The organism is Marivirga sp., assembly GCF_035704835.1.
GTDB lineage: Bacteria > Bacteroidota > Bacteroidia > Cytophagales > Cyclobacteriaceae > Marivirga.
Window position 1 is genome coordinate 1 of record NZ_DASSWQ010000041.1, and the last position, 22,582, is coordinate 22,582.

At 33.6% G+C, this 22,582-nt stretch carries 22 protein-coding genes; 11 read left to right on the plus strand and 11 right to left on the minus strand.

Going from position 1 to position 22,582, the window contains the following annotated elements:
* Positions 1–132 precede the first annotated feature (132 nt).
* Positions 133–354, minus strand: coding sequence for a hypothetical protein (locus tag VFM92_RS06025; protein WP_325121293.1), 222 nt, complete (start codon positions 352–354; stop codon positions 133–135).
* Positions 355–496: 142 nt separating this feature from the next.
* Positions 497–2,434 carry a molecular chaperone DnaK gene (gene dnaK / locus VFM92_RS06030; RefSeq protein ID WP_325121294.1) on the minus strand — a complete coding sequence of 646 codons (1,938 nt, stop codon included), beginning with the start codon at positions 2,432–2,434 and terminating at the stop codon, positions 497–499.
* Positions 2,435–2,779: 345 nt separating this feature from the next.
* Between dnaK and VFM92_RS06035 the strand changes: the two genes are divergently transcribed.
* The 3 genes from VFM92_RS06035 (at position 2,780) to VFM92_RS06045 (ending at position 5,988) form a co-directional block, all read left to right on the plus strand.
* On the plus strand, positions 2,780–3,862 hold the full coding sequence (locus tag VFM92_RS06035) for an AI-2E family transporter (RefSeq protein WP_325121295.1): 1,083 nt from the start codon (positions 2,780–2,782) through the stop codon (positions 3,860–3,862).
* 69 nt (positions 3,863–3,931) lie between these two features.
* Complete coding sequence (locus VFM92_RS06040; protein WP_325121296.1) at positions 3,932–4,438, plus strand: TrmH family RNA methyltransferase; 507 nt, start codon at positions 3,932–3,934, stop codon at positions 4,436–4,438.
* Between the two features lie 395 nt (positions 4,439–4,833).
* A complete protein-coding gene (locus VFM92_RS06045) occupies positions 4,834–5,988 on the plus strand; it encodes a DUF4221 family protein (protein ID WP_325121297.1) in 1,155 nt (384 codons plus the stop codon).
* Between the two features lie 130 nt (positions 5,989–6,118).
* Here the strand turns inward: VFM92_RS06045 and VFM92_RS06050 are convergent, their stop codons facing one another.
* The 7 genes from VFM92_RS06050 to VFM92_RS06080 form a co-directional block, all read right to left on the minus strand.
* Complete coding sequence (locus tag VFM92_RS06050) at positions 6,119–7,099, minus strand: MoxR family ATPase (RefSeq protein WP_325121298.1); 981 nt, start codon at positions 7,097–7,099, stop codon at positions 6,119–6,121.
* A 5-nt stretch (positions 7,100–7,104) separates the two neighbouring features.
* Positions 7,105–8,460 carry a peptidylprolyl isomerase gene (locus tag VFM92_RS06055; protein ID WP_325121299.1) on the minus strand — a complete coding sequence of 452 codons (1,356 nt, stop codon included), beginning with the start codon at positions 8,458–8,460 and terminating at the stop codon, positions 7,105–7,107.
* On the minus strand, positions 8,435–9,334 hold the full coding sequence (locus VFM92_RS06060; RefSeq protein ID WP_325121300.1) for a peptidylprolyl isomerase: 900 nt from the start codon (positions 9,332–9,334) through the stop codon (positions 8,435–8,437). Before VFM92_RS06060 ends, VFM92_RS06055 begins: the two co-directional genes overlap by 26 nt.
* Positions 9,324–11,471, minus strand: coding sequence for a peptidylprolyl isomerase (locus tag VFM92_RS06065; RefSeq protein ID WP_325121301.1), 2,148 nt, complete (start codon positions 11,469–11,471; stop codon positions 9,324–9,326). Before VFM92_RS06065 ends, VFM92_RS06060 begins: the two co-directional genes overlap by 11 nt.
* Before the next feature lie 82 nt (positions 11,472–11,553).
* Positions 11,554–11,979, minus strand: a complete 426-nt coding sequence (locus VFM92_RS06070; protein WP_325121302.1) for an ATP-binding protein — start codon at positions 11,977–11,979, stop codon at positions 11,554–11,556.
* Positions 11,963–12,316: an STAS domain-containing protein gene (locus VFM92_RS06075; RefSeq protein WP_325121303.1), complete on the minus strand. Its 354-nt coding sequence runs from the start codon at positions 12,314–12,316 to the stop codon at positions 11,963–11,965. Before VFM92_RS06075 ends, VFM92_RS06070 begins: the two co-directional genes overlap by 17 nt.
* Before the next feature lie 44 nt (positions 12,317–12,360).
* A complete protein-coding gene (locus tag VFM92_RS06080; RefSeq protein ID WP_325121304.1) occupies positions 12,361–14,424 on the minus strand; it encodes a GAF domain-containing SpoIIE family protein phosphatase in 2,064 nt (687 codons plus the stop codon).
* Positions 14,425–14,524: 100 nt separating this feature from the next.
* Between VFM92_RS06080 and VFM92_RS06085 the strand changes: the two genes are divergently transcribed.
* Both VFM92_RS06085 and VFM92_RS06090 read left to right on the plus strand, forming a co-directional pair.
* A complete protein-coding gene (locus VFM92_RS06085) occupies positions 14,525–15,205 on the plus strand; it encodes a septal ring lytic transglycosylase RlpA family protein (RefSeq protein ID WP_325121305.1) in 681 nt (226 codons plus the stop codon).
* A 43-nt stretch (positions 15,206–15,248) separates the two neighbouring features.
* Positions 15,249–15,641, plus strand: coding sequence for a hypothetical protein (locus VFM92_RS06090; protein WP_325121306.1), 393 nt, complete (start codon positions 15,249–15,251; stop codon positions 15,639–15,641).
* A gap of 39 nt (positions 15,642–15,680) precedes the next feature.
* On the opposite strand, the gene VFM92_RS06095 is transcribed toward VFM92_RS06090, so the two are convergent.
* Positions 15,681–16,721 (minus strand): DUF4221 family protein, encoded by a 1,041-nt coding sequence (locus VFM92_RS06095; protein WP_325121344.1) that lies wholly within the window; start codon positions 16,719–16,721, stop codon positions 15,681–15,683.
* A gap of 238 nt (positions 16,722–16,959) precedes the next feature.
* Here VFM92_RS06095 and VFM92_RS06100 point away from each other — a divergent pair, with 238 nt between their 5' ends.
* The 3 genes from VFM92_RS06100 (at position 16,960) to VFM92_RS06110 (ending at position 18,780) form a co-directional block, all read left to right on the plus strand.
* Positions 16,960–17,754 carry an SDR family oxidoreductase gene (locus VFM92_RS06100; RefSeq protein WP_325121307.1) on the plus strand — a complete coding sequence of 265 codons (795 nt, stop codon included), beginning with the start codon at positions 16,960–16,962 and terminating at the stop codon, positions 17,752–17,754.
* A 75-nt stretch (positions 17,755–17,829) separates the two neighbouring features.
* Complete coding sequence (parS, locus tag VFM92_RS06105; RefSeq protein WP_325121308.1) at positions 17,830–18,321, plus strand: type II toxin-antitoxin system Xre/ParS family antitoxin; 492 nt, start codon at positions 17,830–17,832, stop codon at positions 18,319–18,321.
* Positions 18,322–18,780, plus strand: coding sequence for an RES family NAD+ phosphorylase (locus VFM92_RS06110; protein ID WP_325121309.1), 459 nt, complete (start codon positions 18,322–18,324; stop codon positions 18,778–18,780).
* 92 nt (positions 18,781–18,872) lie between these two features.
* Here VFM92_RS06110 and VFM92_RS06115 read toward each other — a convergent pair whose 3' ends face one another.
* Positions 18,873–19,301: an FKBP-type peptidyl-prolyl cis-trans isomerase gene (locus VFM92_RS06115; protein WP_013453981.1), complete on the minus strand. Its 429-nt coding sequence runs from the start codon at positions 19,299–19,301 to the stop codon at positions 18,873–18,875.
* A gap of 220 nt (positions 19,302–19,521) precedes the next feature.
* On the opposite strand from VFM92_RS06115, the gene VFM92_RS06120 reads away from it, so the two are divergent.
* From VFM92_RS06120 to VFM92_RS06130, 3 genes are read left to right on the plus strand one after another with little or no spacing between them, the layout of a single operon-like run.
* Positions 19,522–20,913: a sigma-54 dependent transcriptional regulator gene (locus tag VFM92_RS06120; RefSeq protein WP_325121310.1), complete on the plus strand. Its 1,392-nt coding sequence runs from the start codon at positions 19,522–19,524 to the stop codon at positions 20,911–20,913.
* Complete coding sequence (locus tag VFM92_RS06125) at positions 20,900–22,249, plus strand: sensor histidine kinase (protein WP_325121311.1); 1,350 nt, start codon at positions 20,900–20,902, stop codon at positions 22,247–22,249. Before VFM92_RS06120 ends, VFM92_RS06125 begins: the two co-directional genes overlap by 14 nt.
* 26 nt (positions 22,250–22,275) lie before the next feature.
* Complete coding sequence (locus VFM92_RS06130; RefSeq protein ID WP_414675567.1) at positions 22,276–22,545, plus strand: acyl carrier protein; 270 nt, start codon at positions 22,276–22,278, stop codon at positions 22,543–22,545.
* Positions 22,546–22,582: the final 37 nt, after the last annotated feature.

Here is a 22,582-nt window from a genome sequence, read left to right on the forward strand (position 1 = left end):
GGCAATTAGAACCGTGACAGCTGGCACAAATCAAACCGTTTTAACGCAGCCTCAAAGCAGCAATATTGGCACAGTTTGAACCGAAATCACTGGCACTATAAAACCGAAATGGGTGGCACAAATCGAACCGAATTAGCCATTCGGAACTGCTCCAATTTGGTGGTCAATCACCATTAAATTAGTATTAATAGCATTTTTATTATTTTTTTGAAATACAATATGCCCAATCATATATGTTTTATTATCCTTTTTTTCAAAGTTATATTTGATAATAAAATCTTTGTTTTGAAATGTGTGCTGATATTCAGCTTGGAAGAAGATAAAGCTGAGAAGAATTGCTATAATAAATTTCATTTTTCCGTTTTTTGATAAATAAAATTTACGAGAATTTATTCATCCATAAAAGTAAGTAGATTTTCATTTCGAGATAATTCAATAAAAAAGCCTCTCAGATTTCTCCGAGAGGCTTTCACTATAATTTTTGATGTATTGATTTTTATTTAGAATCTTTTTTATCATCATCATTTACTTCTTCGTATTCTACATCATCTACACCATCACTGCTTTCGCCTTGTGCTTGTTGACCAGCATCTCCGCCTGGCTTTCCTTCAGCACCACCAGCAGCTTGCTGTGCTTGGTAAATTTCCTGAGAAGCCGCTTGCCATGCGCTATTTAAACCTTCCATTGCAGTATCAATTGCTGCAACATCTTGACTGCTATGCGCTTCTTTCAATTTAGCTAAAGCCTCGTTGATGGCAGTTTTATTACCGTCAGATAACTTTTCGCCAAATTCTTTCATTTGGTTCTCAGTTTGGAATATCAAAGAATCAGCTTGATTAATTTTATCAATCTTCTCTTTCTCTTTTTTATCAGTTTCAGCATTAGCTTCCGCCTCTTTTCTCATTTTCTCGATTTCAGCATCTGATAATCCTGAAGAAGCCTCGATTCTGATTTTTTGCTCTTTTCCTGTTCCTTTATCCTTAGCAGAAACATTCAAGATACCATTTGCATCAATATCAAATGTTACTTCAATTTGAGGAACTCCTCTTGGAGCTGGTGGAATTCCGTCTAGGTGGAATCTTCCGATTGAACGGTTATCCTTTGCCATTGACCTTTCACCTTGTAATACGTGGATTTCCACAGAAGGCTGGTTTTCAGAGGCTGTACTGAATGTTTCTGACTTCTTAGAAGGAATCGTAGTATTTGATTCAATCAATTTAGTCATTACTCCACCCATGGTTTCAATTCCTAAAGACAATGGTGTTACATCTAATAAAAGAACGTCTTTCACTTCACCAGTTAATACACCACCTTGGATTGCAGCACCAATTGCTACCACCTCATCAGGGTTTACGCCTTTAGAAGGTTTCTTGCCAAAGAATTTCTCTACTTCTTCCTGAATTCTAGGAATACGGGTTGAACCACCTACCAAGATTACTTCATCAATTTCTGAAGGAGATAAGCCAGCATCTTCTAAAGCTTTCTTAACCGGAGCCATTGATCTTTTAACCAGGTCATTAGATAATTGCTCGAATTTCGAACGACTCAATTTTCTAACTAAGTGTTTTGGCACGCCATCTACTGGCATGATATAAGGTAAGTTGACCTCAGTCTCCGTAGAGCTTGACAACTCAATCTTAGCTTTCTCAGCAGCTTCTTTCAATCTTTGCAAGGCCATTGGGTCTTGTTTCAAATCAATGCCTTGCTCATTTTTGAATTCATCTGCTAACCAGTTGATGATAACTTGGTCGAAGTCATCACCACCTAGGTGAACATCACCATTAGTAGATTTTACTTCGAATACACCATCACCTAATTCTAGGATAGAGATATCAAAAGTACCACCACCTAAATCGTAAACGGCAATATTTTGGTCTTTATCTCTTTTATCCAATCCGTAAGCCAAAGCCGCAGCAGTTGGTTCATTAATGATTCTTTTTACTTCTAAACCGGCAATTTGTCCAGCTTCTTTGGTTGCCTGACGCTCTGCATCATTAAAGTAAGCAGGAACTGTGATAACAGCTTCTGTAACTTCTTGGCCTAAGTAATCTTCTGCAGTAGACTTCATTTTCTGAAGAATCATTGCAGATAATTCTTGAGGAGTATAATTTCTATCTCCAATTTTAACTCTTACTGTATCGTTATTTCCAGATTCTACTTTGTAAGAAGCAATTTTTTTCTCTTCTGAAATTTCAGAAAACTTCTTACCCATAAATCTTTTGACTGATGCAATTGTATTGGCAGGGTTGGTAATAGCTTGACGTTTTGCAGGATCACCTACTTTTCGTTCGCCTTTCCCTTCATCCAAAAACGCTACAATTGAAGGAGTAGTCCTTCTACCCTCACTGTTGGGGATTACAACGGGCTCATTACCCTCCATTACCGCCACACAGGAGTTGGTAGTACCTAAGTCAATTCCAATAATTTTTCCCATGATCTATTTTATTTTTCTAAATTTTAAACTCATTTTCCTCTTCACACAACAATGGATGTGCCAATAAGAAATGCGTCCATTTTATCTGACATTATGACATTTGTAGAATGTTTTCATGGGAATTCGGCAGCTTTTATAAGCAGCTAATTCTTAAAACCTTTATTTTGTCATTTCTAAATCGCAAATTGTCTAGATTAATGACATTAGCTGTTAATTCAATATGTTAAACGATATTTTAAATTAGTACTTAGGTAACCTATACTTATTTTTCCCGTCAAAATAAGTACTTTTGAAACACCAGACAAAAATTCAGACCTTACTTTTTATGCTTCCATAGCATTAAAAATGATTATTATTATAGCAGGCATTTCCATTTTATGGATTGGGAAGCCTGTCATTATCCCATTAGCGGCTGGTCTCTTACTTTCATTTATCCTTTTACCGGTTGTTAATTTTTTAGAGAAGAAATCATTTCCGAAGTTTTTAGCTATTTTAATTACCATACTTACTTTACTGAGCATAGTAGGCACAGTAATTTTTTTATATTCCAATCAGATTATTAAGATAATTGATCAGTTCGGGTCTTTCCAGAATCAATTAATTGATACGGTTAGCAAAATTGTAGAAGCCATCAATAAAAATCTAGATCTGAAGGAAGATCTGAAAACACCTGAGGTAATGAATAAGGCCAAAGATGTTGTAGAAAATAATAAATACCTTCCTCAAGTAATTGGTAGCTTATTAAAATCATTAGGAAACATTCTACTTTTTCTCGTCTTCACTATTTTATTTCTTAACTACAGAAAAGGCTTGCTTAAGGCCGTTAAAAATTTTGGCAGAAGTGAGGAAACAAAGAAAAATATAGGCAAAGCAATAATTGAAGCTTCGAAAGTTGGAAGAAACTATGTATTAGGAAATTTACTCTTGATTATAATTCTTACTACTATAAATACTACTGGATTACTAATAATTGGAATTGATTACCCTTTGTTCTTTGGTTTTTTGCCTGCTTTGTTTTGTATCATTCCCTATATAGGATCATTGATGGGGGCGAGCATTGTATTACTTTTTACAATATTTAATTACGACTCATTGGTCTATCCAGTTAGTGTGGCAGGGTTATTTTGGCTAAGCCAACTGCTGGAAAGTAATGTGCTTAATCCTAAAATAGTAGGAGGGAATCTTAAATTGAATGTATTATTCGTCATTATTAGCCTGATGATAGGTCAATTGATATGGGGAATTGCGGGGCTAATCCTTTCGGTGCCTATGATGGCTATTTTCAAAGTTTTTTGTAACCATTTTGAACCTTTGAAACCTGTTTCATTATTGATTGGAACTGAGGTGCATACTGACCCAGGAGAGAACAATGAGAGATTATTTTTAAAAGTTAAAAGATTTTTCAGTAAATCGGAAAAGAAAGGCTAACTCATTATTGTTCCAAATTCTATCATTATTTAGGAGAATTAATCATCATTATATCCATATTTTTGTGAAGTGGAAATTCAACTATCACATCAAGAGTTTAAAAGTGCTCCAATAGAACATCAAATTGTTTTAATAGCCGAAAATATTCGTACACCTGAAAATGTGGGGATGATAATGCGTTTATCAGAAGCTTTTGGGGTTGAAAAGATATATTTTGTAGGAGAACATGCCATTGAACTGACGACCAAAGTAAAAAGAGCCTCAAGAAACACTCATAAGACCATGAAATATGAATTTGGTTTAAGTGCGCAAAAGGAACTTGAAAAACTAAAGGATTCAGGATATCAAGCTATAGCTCTGGAAATAACTAACAGGAGCATTCCCATTCAAAACGTAAAAGCTAAGCAATACAAAAAATTGGTTTTGATAGTGGGTTCTGAAAGACAAGGGATTTCAGAAGAACTGCTTCAGCTTTGCGAAAACCATTATCATATCCCTATGTTTGGGGAGAATTCTTCCATTAATGTAGTCAATGCCTTGGCAATAGGACTTTATCAAATTTCTGAAATGCATTAAATTTAATGTCATTCACTGATAATGGTCAAACAGATAATACAGATGCACTATAACGATGAAAGAACAATATTTTTAAGATCTTTTTAAGATTTTTTCCAAATGTCTTGGACCCCCCCTTAATTACTTAGTTTTAAATTAAATTATTTTGTAACTTAAAATTAAAAGCTATGAAAAAGAAACTGAGTAAATTATTATTAATAATGACATTTATATTGCCATTAAGTTTGACAGGGCAAGTACTTGAGGAACCCGAGCCATCAAGCTGTAGTGCTGAATGGACTGGAGAAATATGTGATGCCAGTAGTTATGGCCAATGTTTAATTATTTGTTATCCAAACTAATTTTTTTTTAAATGCTTGCTTCCTTCGAAGCAAGCATTTAAAATCTTAGTACTCATGAAATACTCACTATTTATTACCATTCTACTGCTTGCTTTTTTGATTTCTTGCGATACGGAGGAAAAGAAAAATGGTACGAGAGAACACAACCATTTAATCTCCATTACTGATACCGTAAATTTTAAAATTCCTTTTTCCTCTAGTAATCAACCACAATACATGCAATATAAAATATTAGAGGGCAAGGAATTTCTTGCAATTGGAAATAAAAACAATTATACAATTGAAGTTTTTGATTTTTTTGATTTTGAAATAATCCACAAATATAATTTACCAACCTCAGGGCCTTACGATATTAAATTTCCTCAGATGTTTGGTTTTTTTATAAAAAATTGGGACTCTGTTTATGTAGGCTTATACAATAGGCCTAATTTTTTGATGATTGATAAAAATAGCCAAGTCAAGGATTTCACAATCATAAAGAAAAAAATCAGTAACCCCATTTTTCTTAGTCGAGCACCAATGACAGAATTTGAAGGCAATTTTATAACTGCTTCCAGTCCCATTCATCCTTTTGACAGAGACTACTGGAAGAATCCATTATTTACTAGTATTTCCTTTAAAAATAAAGACTATCATCAGTTTTTTGAACCACCTTTGGTTGATGGTTATGAAATTTATGGAGGTTTTCACAATAATCATAGTTATGCCTTAAATAGTGAAAAGGGTCTAGTTTTAAGTAACCTCACCTTTGACCCTAATTTATATATTTATAATGTCAGACGAGAAGAATTCGTAAAAAGTATCCACTTGCCAAGTAAGTACTTCGACAAAGTCCCACCTTTCCAGAAGACTTATAATGAATTAAGTAAGGGTTCTCAAGAACATTACATTCAAAACCCCTCATACAAAAGCATTTTATACGATAAATGGAGGGATGTTTACTACCGTTTTGCTGAACAAGGCGTAGAATTGAAAGATATTGAAGGGAACTTTAATACTTGGTATGACAAAAAACCTTCTGTTCTTATATTGAATAATGAATTTGAGATAATTGGAGAAACTGATTTGCCACAAAGCATATACAGAATATCTGACGCTTTCGTAGGTAAAGATGGTCTTTATATTGCAGCAAACAATGATAAAAACCCAAATTACAATGAAAATGAACTGACGTTCCATGTTTATGAGTTATCAACAAAAGCACAGTAGGAAATTTCAAGAATACTTAGCTTAATTTGACTTAAACTTTGCCAGCACCACTATTATATTGTTTGGAGAGCACTCATCGCAATGACCAGGCAATTGGTTTGTATAAGCTGAGAGAATAATCGATCTGGATTTAATTGTTCTCTACTTTCACAATAAGCTCTTCAATGATCTTTTCAATGCTCATTCCTTCTGCATCAGCTTTAAAGTTTTTCACCAATCGGTGGCGAAGTACAGGAACGGCAATCGCTTTTACATCTTCTATATCGGGAGAATATTTTCCGCTTAATAAAGCATTGCATTTTGCTCCTTTAATCAGAAATTGAGAAGCTCTTGGTCCAGCTCCCCATTCTAAATATTCATTGGTAATAGTAAAGGCTTTTTCAGTATTTGGCCTTGTGCTATGCACTAATTTCACAGCAAACTCAATCACATTGTCAGGAACAGGTACTTTATTAACCAATTTTTGGAAATAGAGAATTTCTTCTGAAGTCATTACAGCCTGAACTCCTTCAATTTCTTGTCCTGTATTTTTTACAATGTTCAGTTCATCTTCATAAGAAGGATAGTCCAGCGTAATATTGAACATAAATCTATCGAGTTGCGCTTCCGGAAGGGGATATGTACCTTCTTGTTCAATAGGATTTTGGGTAGCTAATACAAAAAATGGATCAGGTAAAACATAAGTTTCACCGGCTACAGTCACATTTTTTTCTTGCATTGCTTCTAATAATGCGGCCTGTGTTTTGGGAGGCGTTCTATTGATTTCATCAGCCAGAATGATATTATTGAAAATGGGTCCTTTGATAAATTTGAAATTACGATCTTTATCTAAAGTTTCTGCACCAATAATATCAGAAGGCATTAAATCGGGTGTAAATTGAATACGATTGAATTTTAAACTCATAGCAGAAGCTACGGTATTGATCAATAAAGTTTTTGCCAAACCAGGCACACCTACTAACAGACTGTGAGAATGGCAGAAAAAAGAACTTATAACAAGTCTAATTACCTCTTCCTGCCCAACAATTACTTTGGAAATTTCTTTTTTTAAGCTTTCAAATTTATTATGTAAAGCATTTGCTGCTTCCACTTCATTTTCAAATTTTTCCATATTAATTATTTAAGAACTGGACAATCTTTGTAATGGTCATCTAAAATGATGAATACTTCATCTTTTGATTCTTCAAACCATGTTGCCAATTTTTCACTTTTCACTTTGTTTAAAGTTGCTTGTTTTATTTTTTGATAGTCAAGATTTATGTCTGCTCTATGAGGTCGAAGTCTATCTTTATAATAAATAATTCTAACTGCTTCTGACCTATCTTCTTGACGAAAAGTAAGTGGTTTTGTAATATCCCCAACTGCCATTGTATCAATCGTAAAAAAGATGTTTGGGTCTAATTCATCCACTGGTACTTTTGTACCCCCAAATTCCGAATCTAAAAAATAACCTCCACTTGATGAAGTGTTGATGTCTTCTGAATATTCAGCTGCAGCTGCCTCAAATGTTATGCTGTCTTTAATAATTAAATTTCTAATACTATCTAAAAAGTTAATAGATTTTTTTATGTCATTTTCTGTGAACTTGGGAAGCAAAAGGATATGTCTTGTATTGAACTCATTTCCCCTTCTCTCGATTAATTCAATAATATGAAATCCAAAATCTGTTTCAACTGGTTTAGAAATTTCGCCTGGTTTTAGACGTAAAGCTGCAGCTTCATATTCAGGAGCTAATTGTCCGCGCGAAAAAAATCCGATATTACCACCTGTTGATTTTGCACCAGGTTCTTGTGAATAAAGGCGGGCAACATCTTCAAAATTTTCTCCTTCTAATATTCTTTCTCTTAAGCCTGATAACCGTGCTCTTAGGTTGTTTTTTGCCTCATCACTCATTTTTGGCTCCACCACGATTTGGCCTACTTGAACCTGAGTTGAATAAAAAGGAAGGCTGTCTTTCGGAATATTATTAAAGAAATTTTGAACCTGTCTGGGGGTCACTTCTATGCCAGCGGTGATGGTTCTTTGCATTTCTCCTATTATCAATTGTTGCTTAATATCATCTCTGATTTCAACCTTAAATTCATCAATACTTTTACCATAGTATTCCTCAATTTTTTCTTCAGAGCCAATTTGTTGAACCATTATCTTCATTCTATTGTCCAGTTGAGCATCTACTTGTGCTTCACCAACCGTAACAGAATCTATTTCTGCCTTGGCCAATAGTAATTTATTTACAATCAGGTTTTCTAATACCTCACATCTTGCTTCTGAGCCTTCAACTACTTGTCCGCTCGATAAATAATCTCTATATGCAAAAGCTAAGTCAGACTCTAATACGATATAGTTATCGACTTTTGCAATGATCTTATCTGCTACCTTAGCTTCCTCAGACTGACTGCTTGCAAAATAAGGCATGATCATTAATGCCAGTGAAACTAGTAATGATTTACTCTGTTGGTTTGTAAATTTCATATTTATTCGAACTCTTCGCATTTTCAAAAACTTGCTCTTCTAACTGGTTGGCTATTGCCACTTTTCTTTTATTAAGTATTATTTGTTTGATATCATTCCTTACAAACTCCAAGGGTGAAATTTGATCCGAAATTTTATATTCCTTGATTCTTAAAAAGTATAGATTTTCTTCATTTTCATCCTCTACAAATTTATTAGACCGTAAAAAATCTACTTTATTGGTTACACCTACAAAAGGAGTATTTCTAATTGCTTCATCAAAGTTTATCCATACCGAATCTTCTAAAAAATAGCTTTCAGCAAATCGAAAACAGTAAGATTTAAGTTCCTTAAAATCCTTAGCATCATCAGAATTAATCAATTTCTTTAATTGCTCTATTTTTGGTGCATCTTTGGTGACTGTTATAAAATATCCTCTAATGATATTTTGCTTTAGTTCAAAATTATCTTTGTTTTCTTGATAATAAGTTTCGATTTCTTGGTCATTAACCGCAGTATCCAGGTTATTATCTACATAGTATTTCTTGTATTCATGAACCATTAGTGCATAACGGTAATCCAGCACTTTTCTTTCAATTGAGGCTTGGTCAAAGTTTATTTTTTCTGCTGCCTCTGAGATCAGTAATTGTTTTTTAACCCAGGAATTGATGTAGCGATTAATTAAGTTAGCGCTATCTTGTGGATTAATGTCTTTCCCAACTATTCCGGTTAAATCTTTTTGATACAAAATAGAGCTACCAACTTTTGCCACTGGAATTTCAACTTTGCCTGGCTCTTCCTGGTCATTGCTCAACTTTTTAAGATTGATGTATTCACATCCCCAAAAACTAATGGAGAGTATAAAAAGTGATATGATAAGATAATTATTCTTCAATTTGTGAATTTATTTTATTCAAAATATTTTTGTTTACAACAACTTTATACTTCTGCTTCAACTCATTCAGCCATTCTTTTTCAAGGTGTTTTTGATAGTCTTCCATCAATTCTGGTCTAGCATCTTCAAATGACTCTTGTCTGGCAGGATAGCTTTTCAATATATAGTTTAGTTCTATCATTCCACTTTTGGCTACTGATTTAATATATTCCCCTTCACTTTTATTATTCCATTTGGAGTTTTCGGTTAATTCAATTATTTCAGTAGAAGCTGATTCTATGTTATCGTTATTTAAGGTCAGAAAATCATTTGCCTCTGAAAGCAACTGCAAATATATTTTATTTTCATCGGAATAGATAAGGTTCACGACTTCCATATTATTAAAAGTATTATTTAAATCCTCAAAAAGCTTTAAAGAGTCATTTTGACTAATGTTTTGAGGAAGTTTTAAACTTATAAAAACCTTAGCGTCAATACTGTCAGCAGTCTGAATTTTTTCCGCTATTTTTTTTGATGTATTATATTCTAATTGTGGGGTTAACGGAAAATAGGCTCCTTTTATTGGGTTTTTAAATGGTTTTATTGAAGAAGTATCTGAGAAGATAATACTTGCGATTTTAATTTTTCCACTGGTTTTATAGTTACTTCTATTTTTGTCATAGAAATTTTGGAGGGCTATGCTATCTTGACCAATTTTACTCCAGACTTTTTGATTCATGATTTCAAAAAGAAGCAAACCATCTTTATATTCTTGTCTCAGGAACTTGTATTCAGGGTATTTAATCTCCAAATTAACTTCTTCATATTGAAGGAGTTCTGATTTTTCAAAGTTCTCAAGTTCTACTTTTACTGTTTTAGTGGTATCAAATTGCTCTAAAAATTCACGTACTGAATATTCTTTCTCTGAGATTGTGAATAAATTCATTTCTAACTCTTTCTTTTTGAAGGTCTTTATACTTGGTTTTTTTACAGATTTTAAAAGACTATATGCTTCATCATTTTTATTAAATTGATTTTCTTCTTTTAATTTTCTAATGACTTCATCTTCTTTTAATTGTGACCTTTGGTCTCTTTGCACTCTCATGCTTAGGCTCTCCTTCATGCTTTCCAAGCTGCCGACTCCTCTTTTGTCTTCTAGTTTCAAAATGTGCCAACCATATGGGCTTAATACTGGCTCCGAAATATCCCCTTTTTCTTCTAGTTCAAAAGCAACTGTCTCCATAGCTGCTGGCAAGCGTCCTGCACCAAACCATGGTAAGCTTCCGCCATTATCTTTTGTGCTTAAATCTTCTGATTCTTTGGTGGCTAGAATAAACCAATTTGCGTCATTTTTCAATTTTTCATATACTGCTCTAATTGCTTTTTCTGTATTAAGGGAGTCTTCAGCAGATGCTTGCGGAGGAAATCTTTTCATGATATGGGCTACCTTAATCCTACCCATAGTTTCTCTTTTATCGTTTACTTTAATGATATGATATCCGAATTGAGTCCGAATTATTGGAGAAACTTCACCTATTTCAGTTTGATATGCAGCTGATTCAAAAGGATAAACCATTTGGAAAGCCGTAAACCATCCTAATAATCCGTTATTGCTTTTTGCGGATGGGTCTTCGGAATATTCTCTGGCTAAAGCCTCAAAGCTCTCTCCAGATTCAATTTTTCTTTTAACGGCACTAATTTTTTGGTATGCCTTTAGAGTATCTTGAGGATTGGCATCTTTATCTAAGCGAATAAGAATATGACTCGCATTTATTTCTTGTTGTAAGCGGTTATAGGTTTCTTCTACTAACTTATTATTAACTTTTTCTGAAACCAAGTAAGGTTTTTTAATTTCTTCCAGATATCCATTCAGTTCATTCAGGTACGCTTCTGTAGTATCTATTCCTTCTGCTTTTGCTTCTAATACTTTTAGTTGGAAGTCAATGTATAAATCTAAGTATTGCTCAACAGGCTCAATTTCTCCTTTATTTTTATTGCTTTTTTCATAGGCATAAAGAAACTCATCGGAATAAACTTCAACAGTATCAATGGTAAATAAGGGCTTTTTAACCTCTATAGTTGAGGTTTTTGGAGTTGTTTTACAAGAGCTAATGAATATGAATAAGAATGGAATTATTAAACTTTTGAAGTTACGCATTTGGCTAAAGTATATTTTGATTGGCAATTTATGCAAATGGATTCATACAGGAAAATGTATGGCAAGCAGACAATTGATTAATTTATTGTTTGGGTTCGTGAATAAATCTTTTATACATGATGCAAGTGTTTCTTTGGTCTTTATTTACAAACTCAACAGTGTCCATAATTCGTCTAACGAGCATTAATCCAATCCCCCCTTTTTTCTTAGTATGGACTACTTCCTGAATGGAAGGTTCTTTGTATTTATTAATATCAAATTTTTCTCCTTCATCAGAAATCTCAAAAGTGACCCCATCTTTATTTACAAGTATTTCTAAGTTTATGGCTTCATTAGCATTACAATAATTCGAATGGATGATGAGATTTGCACATATTTCATCAACAGCCAAAACCATTTGGTTTATTTCCAAATCATCATGCACATAAGCCTTTAGTTTTTCGGAGATAAATTCCCGAATATCCTTTAGACGTGTTTTTTCGCAATATACTTTAAGATTGAACTTCATGTAACTTATCCTTCGCTTCCTTCTTGTCGGTAACTATTGTCATCAATTGGTCTAAACCCAAAATTTGAAATACATTCAATACTTTCTCACTTAAGCCGTAAATTACCATTTTGATATTCTTCTCCTTAAAATCGTCAATATAAGACATGAAAACGCCTAATCCTGCAGAAGAAATATAATTGAGTTGAGTCCCATCTACTAAAATAAATTTTACTGAATCATCATTCGCCAATTCAGTTAAAGCTTCATCCAGATGAATGCTTGAACTGGCATCAACATCACCTTCCACCATTATGATGTGATCTTTCCCCTCTATCGTTGTTGTTATGTTAATCATACAAACTTTATTACGTGCTTATTTTCAGTAGGTTGACTGCCATGTTATAAAAATCTTACTATTAAAGCAGTATAATCATCCTCCAAGTTCTCTGTACCACTAAATTCATACAAATATTTGATGAGTCCATCCTGAATTTCCTTTGGGCTTTTTTCGCTATTTCGCTCTAAATAGTTACTAAGTCTATCATATCCGAATTCCTCTTCTCGCTCGTTTTTAGCTTCAATTATGCCGTCAGTGTATAAGAAAAGTATGTCTCCGCTATTGTAATGAATTTTGCTTATATCAATAAATTTTTCAAAACTATCGTTTCGCACAATTCCCAAACCCATTCCTTTGTTTTGGAAATACTCTGCTCGATTTTCTTTTTTGAAGTAAAATAAGCCAGGGCAATGGCCCGCACGTGAAAAACTAATGCTCTTTTCTTTCGAATCAATTATGTAATAAGCAGCAGTAATGAAAGAAGTTTTCTCCAAACAGTGACTTAAAGCATGATTTGCTTTGGTGAAAAATGTTTTGGAGTCTAAATCAAACTGAACTAAGCTGTGAAATACGCCCTTCATCTGAGACATATTAAAGGAAGCCGAAGTTCCTTTTCCCGAAACATCTCCAATGATTACTGCTGTTTTGTTTTCCGCAGTTTTGAAAAAATCGTAATAATCACCTCCAACTTCATCTGCAGATTCATAAAATGCATGCATTTCAAATTCTTTATCCGCAATAAGGGAGTGGGGAAGCAGGCTTTTCTGAACCCGAGAAGCAATTTTTAATTCCTCTTTATAGCGTTCATTTTGCAATGCTTCAGTTAGTAATTCAAAGTTTTCAATAGAAATGCAAGCTTGATTCACAAATGAACTAATGATATTCACCATTTCTTTGTTAAAGCCATCAGAAACGTCCTTCAGAACCACTAGTAAGCCAATTTGTCGTTCTTGGATAATCAAAGGCATTACTAAAACCGAACCATAATCAGGATCATTTATGTTGGTTGTTAGCTTACTGAGGTTCAGTTCTTTTTGGAAATTATTTGCTTTGTGTTTGTTTAAGTAGGCATAAATTCCACTGTCTTGAATACTTTTTCGGACCTGCGTAATTTTTATATCGGTAATGTTAGATTTTAAAATTTCAGTTGGATCGTCATCTTCATAAATTTCTAACCAAGCACTAGTGGAGAATACTGCATTGTTACTACTTTCCAAAAGCACTTCATACACTTGGTTTTCACTATCTCCTTTTTGAATGGATTGACTTAATCGCTGGAAATTTAACACTTCACTGATCTTTTGCTCGAAAACAGAAGAAGTAGGTAAGTTGAATAAAATAACTAATATTGAAATTAAGGCATATAAAAATATAAATCCTGCGATGGAAAGAATATAGACATTGTCAAGTAAATCCATTACCAGTTTGAACTCTGTTGAGAATCCAAAAAGATTGTTGATAAAATAGTAGAGATATAAAATTACTAATACGAGTAAAAGAATACTTCTCCATTTTTGCTTAAAATTCAGATAAGCTATCCATTTCAAATTAAAGGATAACACCAATCCATAAAGTACAAAAGCACCTAATAAGCCATTAAATAGCCATTGCTGTGAGCCAATTTGAAAAAAGCTGTAAAGTAGAGATGCCAGCAATGAATATTCAAAAATTTGCCAAATTATAAGTAATCGTTTATTTTTCTGATACAGGATTAACCTTTTCCAAACAATGAAAGTAGAAACCAGGAAAATAATGACTACCCCCAAATTTATATGGTAGAAAAAATTCACCATGAGGGGATTTTGCATCAATTTACTGTCGCTCAATAAATAGAAGAATAAGCTAACGGCTAATTGAACTAGGGAGACAATTAGGCCTGTAGAAAAAACATGCCATAGTAAATCAATAAAATTGATGCTTTCTGCTTTTTGTATTCTAATTTTAAAAAATAAATAAGCAAAGATTATATAAAGCGTAAGTAAAAGCTGAGGGATTTCTTTAGTGATTCCTGCATTTGCACCGTTGATTTCAGCAAAAAGCAAAAATAAATCTGCTAGCACTAATGATAGCCAGCAGAGAACTGCAAATAATAATGTGAGGCGTAAAAGTCCTTTTTCTGAAATCAATTTTTTATTTTTCTATATTTCGGCAAAATAAGCGTTTAAATATTATTGTGAAAATAGTTTTACAAACATTAAATTCATGTACACAAAAAAAAGGACTAAAATGCTCAAAAAATCAATATTCACGCTACTGTTTTTTATTCTAAGCCTTGGAATATCTTATGCGCAGATACAAAAAGGCAAAGCGTCCTTTTATGCCGATAAATTTGAAGGCAAACAAACGGCAAGTGGAGAGAAATATAAGCATAATAAATTAACAGCCGCACATAAGACTTTGCCTTTCGGAACTATAGTAAAGGTGACTAATTTAGATAATCAAGAATCAGTAGAGGTAAGAATAAATGACAGAGGACCTTTCGTGGAAGGGAGGGTGATTGACCTTTCCCGTTCAGCTGCAGAGCAATTGAAATTTATTAACCAAGGACTAGCTGACGTACAAATAGAAGTGATTGATGCAGGAGATGGCAGAACAAACAGTAATAGACCAGTGCAGATTGATCAAAATATTGAAAATGAATCTTACTTTCAAATGAAAGTTAAAAGGAAAAATCCATCAGGATATGGAGTGCAAGTGGGGAGTTTCAAAGGATTTGATAATATGCTCAAACTCTCAGAAAATATAGAAAAGTCCTACAGAGCATCCCTATTTGTTGAAGTAAAGGAACTAAATGATGATACAGTTTATGCTCTAATTCTTGGAGATTATGGTAACAGAAAAAAAGCTGATAAACTAAAGTTAAAAATTGCGGATCGTTTTCCTGATGCTTTTGTAACTAAATATTAAATATAGTCGGTTCAACCAAAAATAGATATAGCGTGTCTATATAATGATGAAGCATTTTATTCTTTTTCTGTTTTTATTCTCCATTCTTACCTCCGCTTGTAATGAAGTGGGAAATGATTCCTTAAAAAAGTGCTGGGTTTTCTCAGAAATAAGTAATGGCTTCCATATCTATTATCCTTGTGGAGATGAGAGAATTCAGGTTTCAAGATTTAACCCATCTTATAATTTCCTTGATAATAATAAATGTGAATACTTAGTGTTGAGTCCTAATGATGCGCATTTTTTGACCGATGGATTTTATAATTTTGATCCGGAGACTTCAATTCTAACTGTAGAAAGTTCAGATAATGAATTAGTGGCTAAATTGAAAATAATAAGCCTTAGCTCGACTGAAATGAGAGTTAGAGATTTAACAAATCTCAATACAATGTATTAATTCAGATTGTAAACAGTTTGTTAAATGAGGAAGTAATAGTTAGGATAAACTCAAAATCAAAAAGCCCAGTTCATCCTCCATGTTTTTATAAACATAAATTTTCCCATCTTTCACAAAATAAGTTTCTGGCACTTCTTCTAATGGCACTTCATCGGTTTCATTAATCATATTTAGATTTTCATCAAATACAGTTAGAATGACATTCCATTTTTCTACTTCCGATTCAGTGCTTGTCGAGACAGTTGAAAAGCGGTAGTATTGATTTCTTTCTGCATCAAAAACAATATCCTTAAAACGAATGCCTTTATTTCGTTCAGTTACGATTTTCCCTAACTCTTCTCTTGAGGCAGTCTCTTTTTTACCAGGGGCTTCATTTATATTAGCACTTAATTTACTTTCATATTTTTTATGAGTGACGCTATCAGTTTTTAAATCATAGTAAAATAATTCATTCTCCATGTCGTGGCTCAAAATGAATTTATCTTCTTGAAAAGTCTTGTACAAATAAGTTCTTAACATCATGATCATCTTGCCATCCATTTTCAAAGAGATTTGATAATCATCCAATTTCTTTAGTTCATCGACCCAGTAGGAATGACGAGAATTTTCTTCTAAATCTAATTTGGCAAATCCTCTTGTCTTGCCAAACCCTTTATTAATTAAATGAAAGGATAGCTTTTTCTCTGGAACAAATAATCCGGTAGACTCCATCTGGAAATCTTCAGGTAGTGAATCGCCCTCAAATTCATTTCTGTTAATGGGGTATTTATGCTTTAACTTACCTTCAAAATCAAAAATCAATATGGATTGAAAATTGCTTAAAGCTATTTCATCCTCTGAAATATAATGAACAGAATTGACTCTCGAACTAGTCCCATTTGGCCCTTCCACTTCAAAAGGAATAAATTCAACTAATTCCATTTTTTCCATGTCAATCACCTCTAATCCATGTCTATTATTGGTGTTGAACTTATACATGTGCTTTTTATCGGCATCAAATCCAAAGCTGTATATTCCATATTTAGTATCTATGATTTCTCCTTTAGAATCTACCATTGCAGAATCGATAGATATCGTGATTTTTGATGATCATTCTTCTTTTTGGTTGTCTTGATTACAAGAGCTGAAAGAAAGCGAAAGAGTAGTAGCAAGTATAAGGTAGAGATATTTCATTTTCTTAATTTGATAATTTTAATGCAGGAAGATATAATAAATATTTCAACTACTAAATAAATAGTTTGATTTTCTTCTCAATAATCTAAAGGAAAGCAGTGGATAAAATGTAAATTCGCTTCTTAGATGATGAATTAAGCCAATTATGACAAAAATAAAAGATAAAATTGCTTGGGTAACGGGAGCCAGTTCTGGAATAGGAGAGGCAGTGGTTTACGAACTCATAGATAAAGGAGCGAAAGTAGTGATTTCCGCTAGGAGGGCAGAAGTTTTGGAAGAAGTAAGAGCTAAATCTTCCAATCCGAAAAATATCATGATTCTTCCACTAGACCTAGCTGATATCAAAACCTTTGATTCGAAAGTAGCAGAAGTTTTGGCCCATTTTGGCAGGATTGACATCCTTTTCAATAATGGCGGAATTAGCCAAAGAGGAATGGCTTTGGAAACTGATTTGTCTGTGGATAGAAAAATAATGGAAATCGATTATTTCGGGACCATAGCTTTAACCAAGGCAGTGGCCCCACATATGGTCAAGCAAAAATCAGGACATTTTGTGGTGACCAGTAGCTTAGTAGGTAAATTCGGTTCTCCTTGGCGTTCATCCTATTCGGCTGCCAAACATGCGCTTCATGGCTTTTTTGATTCTTTAAGAACAGAACTCCATGAAAGTAATATAAAGGTCACTATGGTTTGCCCAGGTTTTATTAAGACCGATGTTTCCGTCAATGCCTTGGGTTCTGACGGGAATCCAACTGGAGAAATGGATAATGCTCAAGCCAATGGTATGTCTGCACGTGAATGTGCAAAGAAAATAATTAGTGCTGTTGAGAGTGATAAATTGGAAACTGTAATAGGCGGAACAGAAAGATTTGGCGTACTGCTCAAAAGATTTTTTCCAGGGTTATTTGCTAAGATGATCTTGAAGAGGAGTGTGAGATAAAAATTAGAGTTATTATTTTCTTTCAAGAACTTATTTTGTTTTTTTGTCGTTATATTTTGTATAAATGTCGTAAATATGTCAATTACACAAATTGAAAATAAAAGCAACGATGAATTAAGGGTTTACCTAAAATCTTTTTTAAGAGGAAAATCGATTAAATCAGAGGACATAAGCTACCAGAGATTTCTACAAGATAAATTATTAGTTGCTCATGCAGTTAAAAAAGGTGTTCCAGCCATTTTATTTAAAGAAATCAAAACAAACTCTCCTTTTGATGATGAGCAATGGTCCAATTTTCTCCATATCAATATCAGGACTCTTCAAAGATATAAAGGTGAAAAGTCACATGTATTTAAGCCTATTCAAAGCGAAAGGATTTTTGAATTGGCTGAAGTGATAAGTATAGGTCAGGAGGTATTTGACAGTACAGAGGATTTTAATTTGTGGCTAAACTCCCCTTCTCCAGCACTGGGAAATGAAAAGCCTATTGAATTACTTGATACCTCCTATGGGAAAGATTTGGTTTTGGCTGAATTGAACCGAATTGAGCATGGAATTTTTATATAGATGAAAGTTTACCGCCTTAGTAAAAAGAAATATAAAGATAAATTATCTGGCTATGGCGCATCATTAAATGGTCAGCGATGGAATTCAAAAGGCACTGAAGTAATTTATACTTCAGATTCTCGAGCACTTGCTACAAGTGAGGTGGCAGTGCATATTCCAATTGGAATCTTACCCAAAGATTATTTTATGGTTGAAATTGAAATTCCTTCTTCTATAAAGATTAAAGAGATAAAAAATAAAGATTTACCAGATGCTTGGGATGCAATTCCTAGTCAACCCAATAGCCAAAAAATAGGAGATGAATTTGTGGCGGAGAATGGATTTGCAGTTTTAAAAGTGCCTAGTGTGGTAGTAAAAGGAGATTACAATTATATATTAAATCCTAAGCATGAAAAATTTAAAGATATCAAAATAGTCAATACGAATCCCTTTCCTTTTGATTTCAGATTGTTCAATTAACTGTAATAATAAATTAGTATTTAAATTTGAAAAATAAACCACAAAAAAAGCCCGACAATTGCCGGGCTTTCAAATTTAAAGTTTTAAACTTATTAGCTGATTTCAACTAATTCTATTTCGAAATTCAAGTCTTTTCCAGCTAGTGGATGATTAGCATCCAAAACTATATGGTCGTCATTTACTTCTGCCACTAAAACAGGTAAAGCTTGACCATCAGGCTGCTGCATTGATAATTGCATGCCTACCTCTGGTTTGATTTCCTCTGGAACTTTGTCATGAGGAACTGGAACCATCATATCATCTCTTTTGTCACCATATGCCTCTGCGCTAGGAATATCGGCAGTTTTCTTATCTCCAATTGCCATACCATCTACCGCTTTGTCAAAACCTGCAATCATCTGTCCTGCACCTAATTCGAACTCAATCGGTTCTCTTTCCAAAGAACTATCAAATACGGTACCGTCTGATAATTTACCTGTGTAGTGAACTTTTACTTTATCGCCTTTTTTTGCTGTTGACATAACTTTTTGCTTTTGTTATTTGCTTTATAAACTACAAAGCTACCACTATCATTCCCCAAAGAAAAAATATTCTCACTTAAATCCTAAAATTGTACGATAACGTAACAATAATGTACGAAAATGAACAGTTTTATCAGCTGATTTCTTAAATTGTAAGTTTAAAAGCTACTTTTTGGCTTTGGCATTGTTTTTATCTTATTCACCATAGAATTCAATTAAAATGGACAAAGAAATTAGTAAAGTATTAATTATAGATGATGATGAGGATGTGTTGTTTGCAGCTAAAATGCTGTTGAAAAAACATGTAAAAGAAGTTATCATTGAGAAAGACCCTAGAAAAATTCCATTTCTTTTAAATCAGGGAACCTATGATGTAATTCTATTGGATATGAACTTCAGCCAGGATACTACCAGTGGAAAAGAAGGGATGTATTGGCTGGAACAAATAAAGGAAAGAGATCCTAAGGCAGTCGTGATTTTAATAACCGCCTTTGGTGATGTAGAAACTGCCGTAAATGCCTTAAAGAAAGGAGCAACCGATTTTGTGTTAAAGCCATGGCAAAACGAGAAATTGGTAGCGACAATTCATGCGGCTGCTCAGTTGAAAAATTCTTACAATCAAGTCAGCCGGTTGGAACAGGAAAAACAACAGTTGGAAGAATCGATTGATGCACCATTCAAATCAATTATTGGAGAGAGCAAAGCATTACAGAATGTATTCACTATAATTGATAAAGTAGCAGCTACAGATGCCAATATTCTGATTCTGGGGGAGAACGGCACTGGAAAGGAGTTGATTGCCAGAGCATTGCATAAGAAATCAACTAGGAAAGACCATTCTTTTGTCAGCGTGGATATGGGTGCTTTAACCGATTCTTTATTTGAAAGCGAACTCTTCGGTCATAAAAAAGGAGCCTTTACGGATGCCAAAATTGATAGGGCGGGTAGATTTGAAATTGCAGATAAGGGTACGATATTTTTGGATGAAATTGGAAATTTGAGTGCGCCTCTGCAAGCTAAATTATTAAATGTTCTCCAGAGCAGAACCGTTACTCGTTTGGGAAGCAATGAGGCAATTCCATTTGATACTCGATTAATCTGTGCTACAAATGAAGATATAAATGCGAGGGTGAAGGAAGGGGATTTCAGACAAGATTTATTGTATAGAATCAATACGGTCGAAATTCATTTGCCAGCATTGAGAGAACGAATAGAAGATATCCCGCTTTTGGCAGACCATTTTCTAAATATTTATGCCAAAAAATATAAAAAAGGCGATATGAAGATCAGTCAAAATGCATTAAGACTTTTGCAGAAGTACCATTGGCCAGGAAATATAAGAGAATTACAACATGCAATTGAACGCTCCTTAATAATGGCAGACCAATCTATTTTGGAAGCGGATGATTTTTTCTTTTTATCTAAAGGAGGAAATTCAAGCTCTCCACAATCAGGTGCAATGGATGACAGTTTTAACCTAGAAGACGTAGAAAGACAAACCATCCAAAAGGCGATACAAATTCATGGGGGGAACATTTCAAAAGCTGCAGATGAGTTAGGACTAACTAGAGCCTCATTATATAGAAGATTAAGTAAATATGACCTTCAATAATCCACTTTTAAAGAAGTTTTTAATTCGATTGATTTTATTGTTGATCACCATTTTGTCGTGGGCAATACTAGTCGTTCATGGCGAATCAGCATTTCTTGGCATCTTGTTGCTAGTACTCGTAGTAGTGCAAGCAAGGGCATTTTATAAAGAACAGGCAGCAAATGAAATTTCAATCAATCGCTTTTTAAGGCAATTGAAAAATAATGAAATAGACTTTGAGCCTGAAGAAAAAAATGAAGATTTAAAACAGCAATACACAGCAATTATCAACACTATTAAAAATCGGCAAAAAGAGAAGGAAGCAGAGTATCAATACTTTCGAAATATTGTGCAGCATGTGGGGATTGGTATTATCACTTTTAATAAATTAGGTGAAATTCAATTATATAATTTTGCAGCTAAAAAATTATTGAATACTTCTTATCAAATGAATAATATTCAACAATTGGCTAAAGTAAGTGAGGAATTAGTGGATACTTTTAAAGAACTAAAAACAGGTGGAAGTAAATTAATTCAAGTAAATATTGGAGAGGAGAGTCGGCAATTATCAGTTTATGCTATTGAATTGCAATTACATGATAAGCAGTTTAAGCTTGTTTCCTTACAAAATATTCAGTCAGAACTTGATGAGAAAGAAATGGAAGCCTGGCGAAATCTTATCCGAGTGTTGACCCACGAAATCATGAACTCCGTAACCCCTATTTCTTCTTTAACGGGAACTACTCGAGAAATGCTTAGTGACTACAAAGTGAATGGCGCAAAAGAAGTGCCTATCCAAAAAGAAGATATGGAGGATCTAATTAATTCTCTAAAGACCATCGAAAGCAGAAGTGAAGGCTTAATCAGATTCTTGAATGAATTTAGAAATCTAACACATACGCCTACACCAAAACTGAAGACAGAAAATGTAAATATGCTTTTGGAAGGTATATGTTTATTAATGAGCAAAGAATTAAAGGGAAAATCGATAATTGTTCATAAGTCATTAGATGAAAGAATTCCTGAGATTTCAATCGATAGAGAATTAGTTGAGCAGGTTATTATAAATTTGGTTAAAAATGCTTCCGAGGCATTCGATTCAGAGCAGCTCGAAAAAAATATCTGGATTAGTTCCAACCTCGATGCTAAAAAGAGAGTCGTTATTACGGTGAAAGATGATGGAGCAGGAATTGAACCTGAAGCTTTAACAAAAATATTTATTCCGTTCTTTACCACTAAGAAAAATGGTTCTGGAATTGGCCTAAGTTTATCTAAAGAAATAATGCGAAAACATCAAGGAAATATTTCAGTTCAGTCTACGTTAGGGGTTGGTACAGAGTTTATATTAAAATTTTAGTGATTACCCTTTAAAAAGTTATATTTGTGGAAAAAATAATCAAAATGCCAAAGGAAGAAATTCAAAAAACCATTACAAATATTTTAGTAGAAAAACTCGGTATCGCGAGTTCAGAAGTAACAGCTGATGCAAGTTTTATAAAAGATTTGGGTATAGATTCGTTGGATTATGCAGAATTGGTCATGGAATTTGAACAAAATTTCAATATCAGAATTCCAGATATGGATGCCGAAAAATTGTCGACAATCAATCAGGCCGTGAAATATATTGATGAAAAAATTCAGTCTGCTGGATAAAAAATTTCAACTTAAGAAAGTTAAATTCTTACCGATG

Excerpts from the sequence above, each read along its gene's own strand:
- VFM92_RS06100 (WP_325121307.1), top strand. The coding sequence starts at position 16,960 with ATGACAAAAATAAAAGATAAAATTGCTTGGGTAACGGGAGCCAGTTCT.
- VFM92_RS06125 (WP_325121311.1), top strand. The coding sequence starts at position 20,900 with ATGACCTTCAATAATCCACTTTTAAAGAAGTTTTTAATTCGATTGATT.
- VFM92_RS06035 (WP_325121295.1), top strand. The coding sequence starts at position 2,780 with ATGATTATTATTATAGCAGGCATTTCCATTTTATGGATTGGGAAGCCT.
- VFM92_RS06070 (WP_325121302.1), bottom strand. The coding sequence starts at position 11,979 with ATGAAGTTCAATCTTAAAGTATATTGCGAAAAAACACGTCTAAAGGAT.
- VFM92_RS06115 (WP_013453981.1), bottom strand. The coding sequence starts at position 19,301 with ATGTCAACAGCAAAAAAAGGCGATAAAGTAAAAGTTCACTACACAGGT.
- VFM92_RS06085 (WP_325121305.1), top strand. The coding sequence starts at position 14,525 with ATGCTCAAAAAATCAATATTCACGCTACTGTTTTTTATTCTAAGCCTT.
- VFM92_RS06090 (WP_325121306.1), top strand. The coding sequence starts at position 15,249 with ATGATGAAGCATTTTATTCTTTTTCTGTTTTTATTCTCCATTCTTACC.
- VFM92_RS06025 (WP_325121293.1), bottom strand. The coding sequence starts at position 354 with ATGAAATTTATTATAGCAATTCTTCTCAGCTTTATCTTCTTCCAAGCT.
- VFM92_RS06045 (WP_325121297.1), top strand. The coding sequence starts at position 4,834 with ATGAAATACTCACTATTTATTACCATTCTACTGCTTGCTTTTTTGATT.
- VFM92_RS06065 (WP_325121301.1), bottom strand. The coding sequence starts at position 11,471 with ATGCGTAACTTCAAAAGTTTAATAATTCCATTCTTATTCATATTCATT.
- parS (WP_325121308.1), top strand. The coding sequence starts at position 17,830 with ATGTCAATTACACAAATTGAAAATAAAAGCAACGATGAATTAAGGGTT.
- VFM92_RS06075 (WP_325121303.1), bottom strand. The coding sequence starts at position 12,316 with ATGATTAACATAACAACAACGATAGAGGGGAAAGATCACATCATAATG.
- dnaK (WP_325121294.1), bottom strand. The coding sequence starts at position 2,434 with ATGGGAAAAATTATTGGAATTGACTTAGGTACTACCAACTCCTGTGTG.
- VFM92_RS06110 (WP_325121309.1), top strand. The coding sequence starts at position 18,322 with ATGAAAGTTTACCGCCTTAGTAAAAAGAAATATAAAGATAAATTATCT.
- VFM92_RS06055 (WP_325121299.1), bottom strand. The coding sequence starts at position 8,460 with ATGAAATTTACAAACCAACAGAGTAAATCATTACTAGTTTCACTGGCA.
- VFM92_RS06050 (WP_325121298.1), bottom strand. The coding sequence starts at position 7,099 with ATGGAAAAATTTGAAAATGAAGTGGAAGCAGCAAATGCTTTACATAAT.
- VFM92_RS06120 (WP_325121310.1), top strand. The coding sequence starts at position 19,522 with ATGGACAAAGAAATTAGTAAAGTATTAATTATAGATGATGATGAGGAT.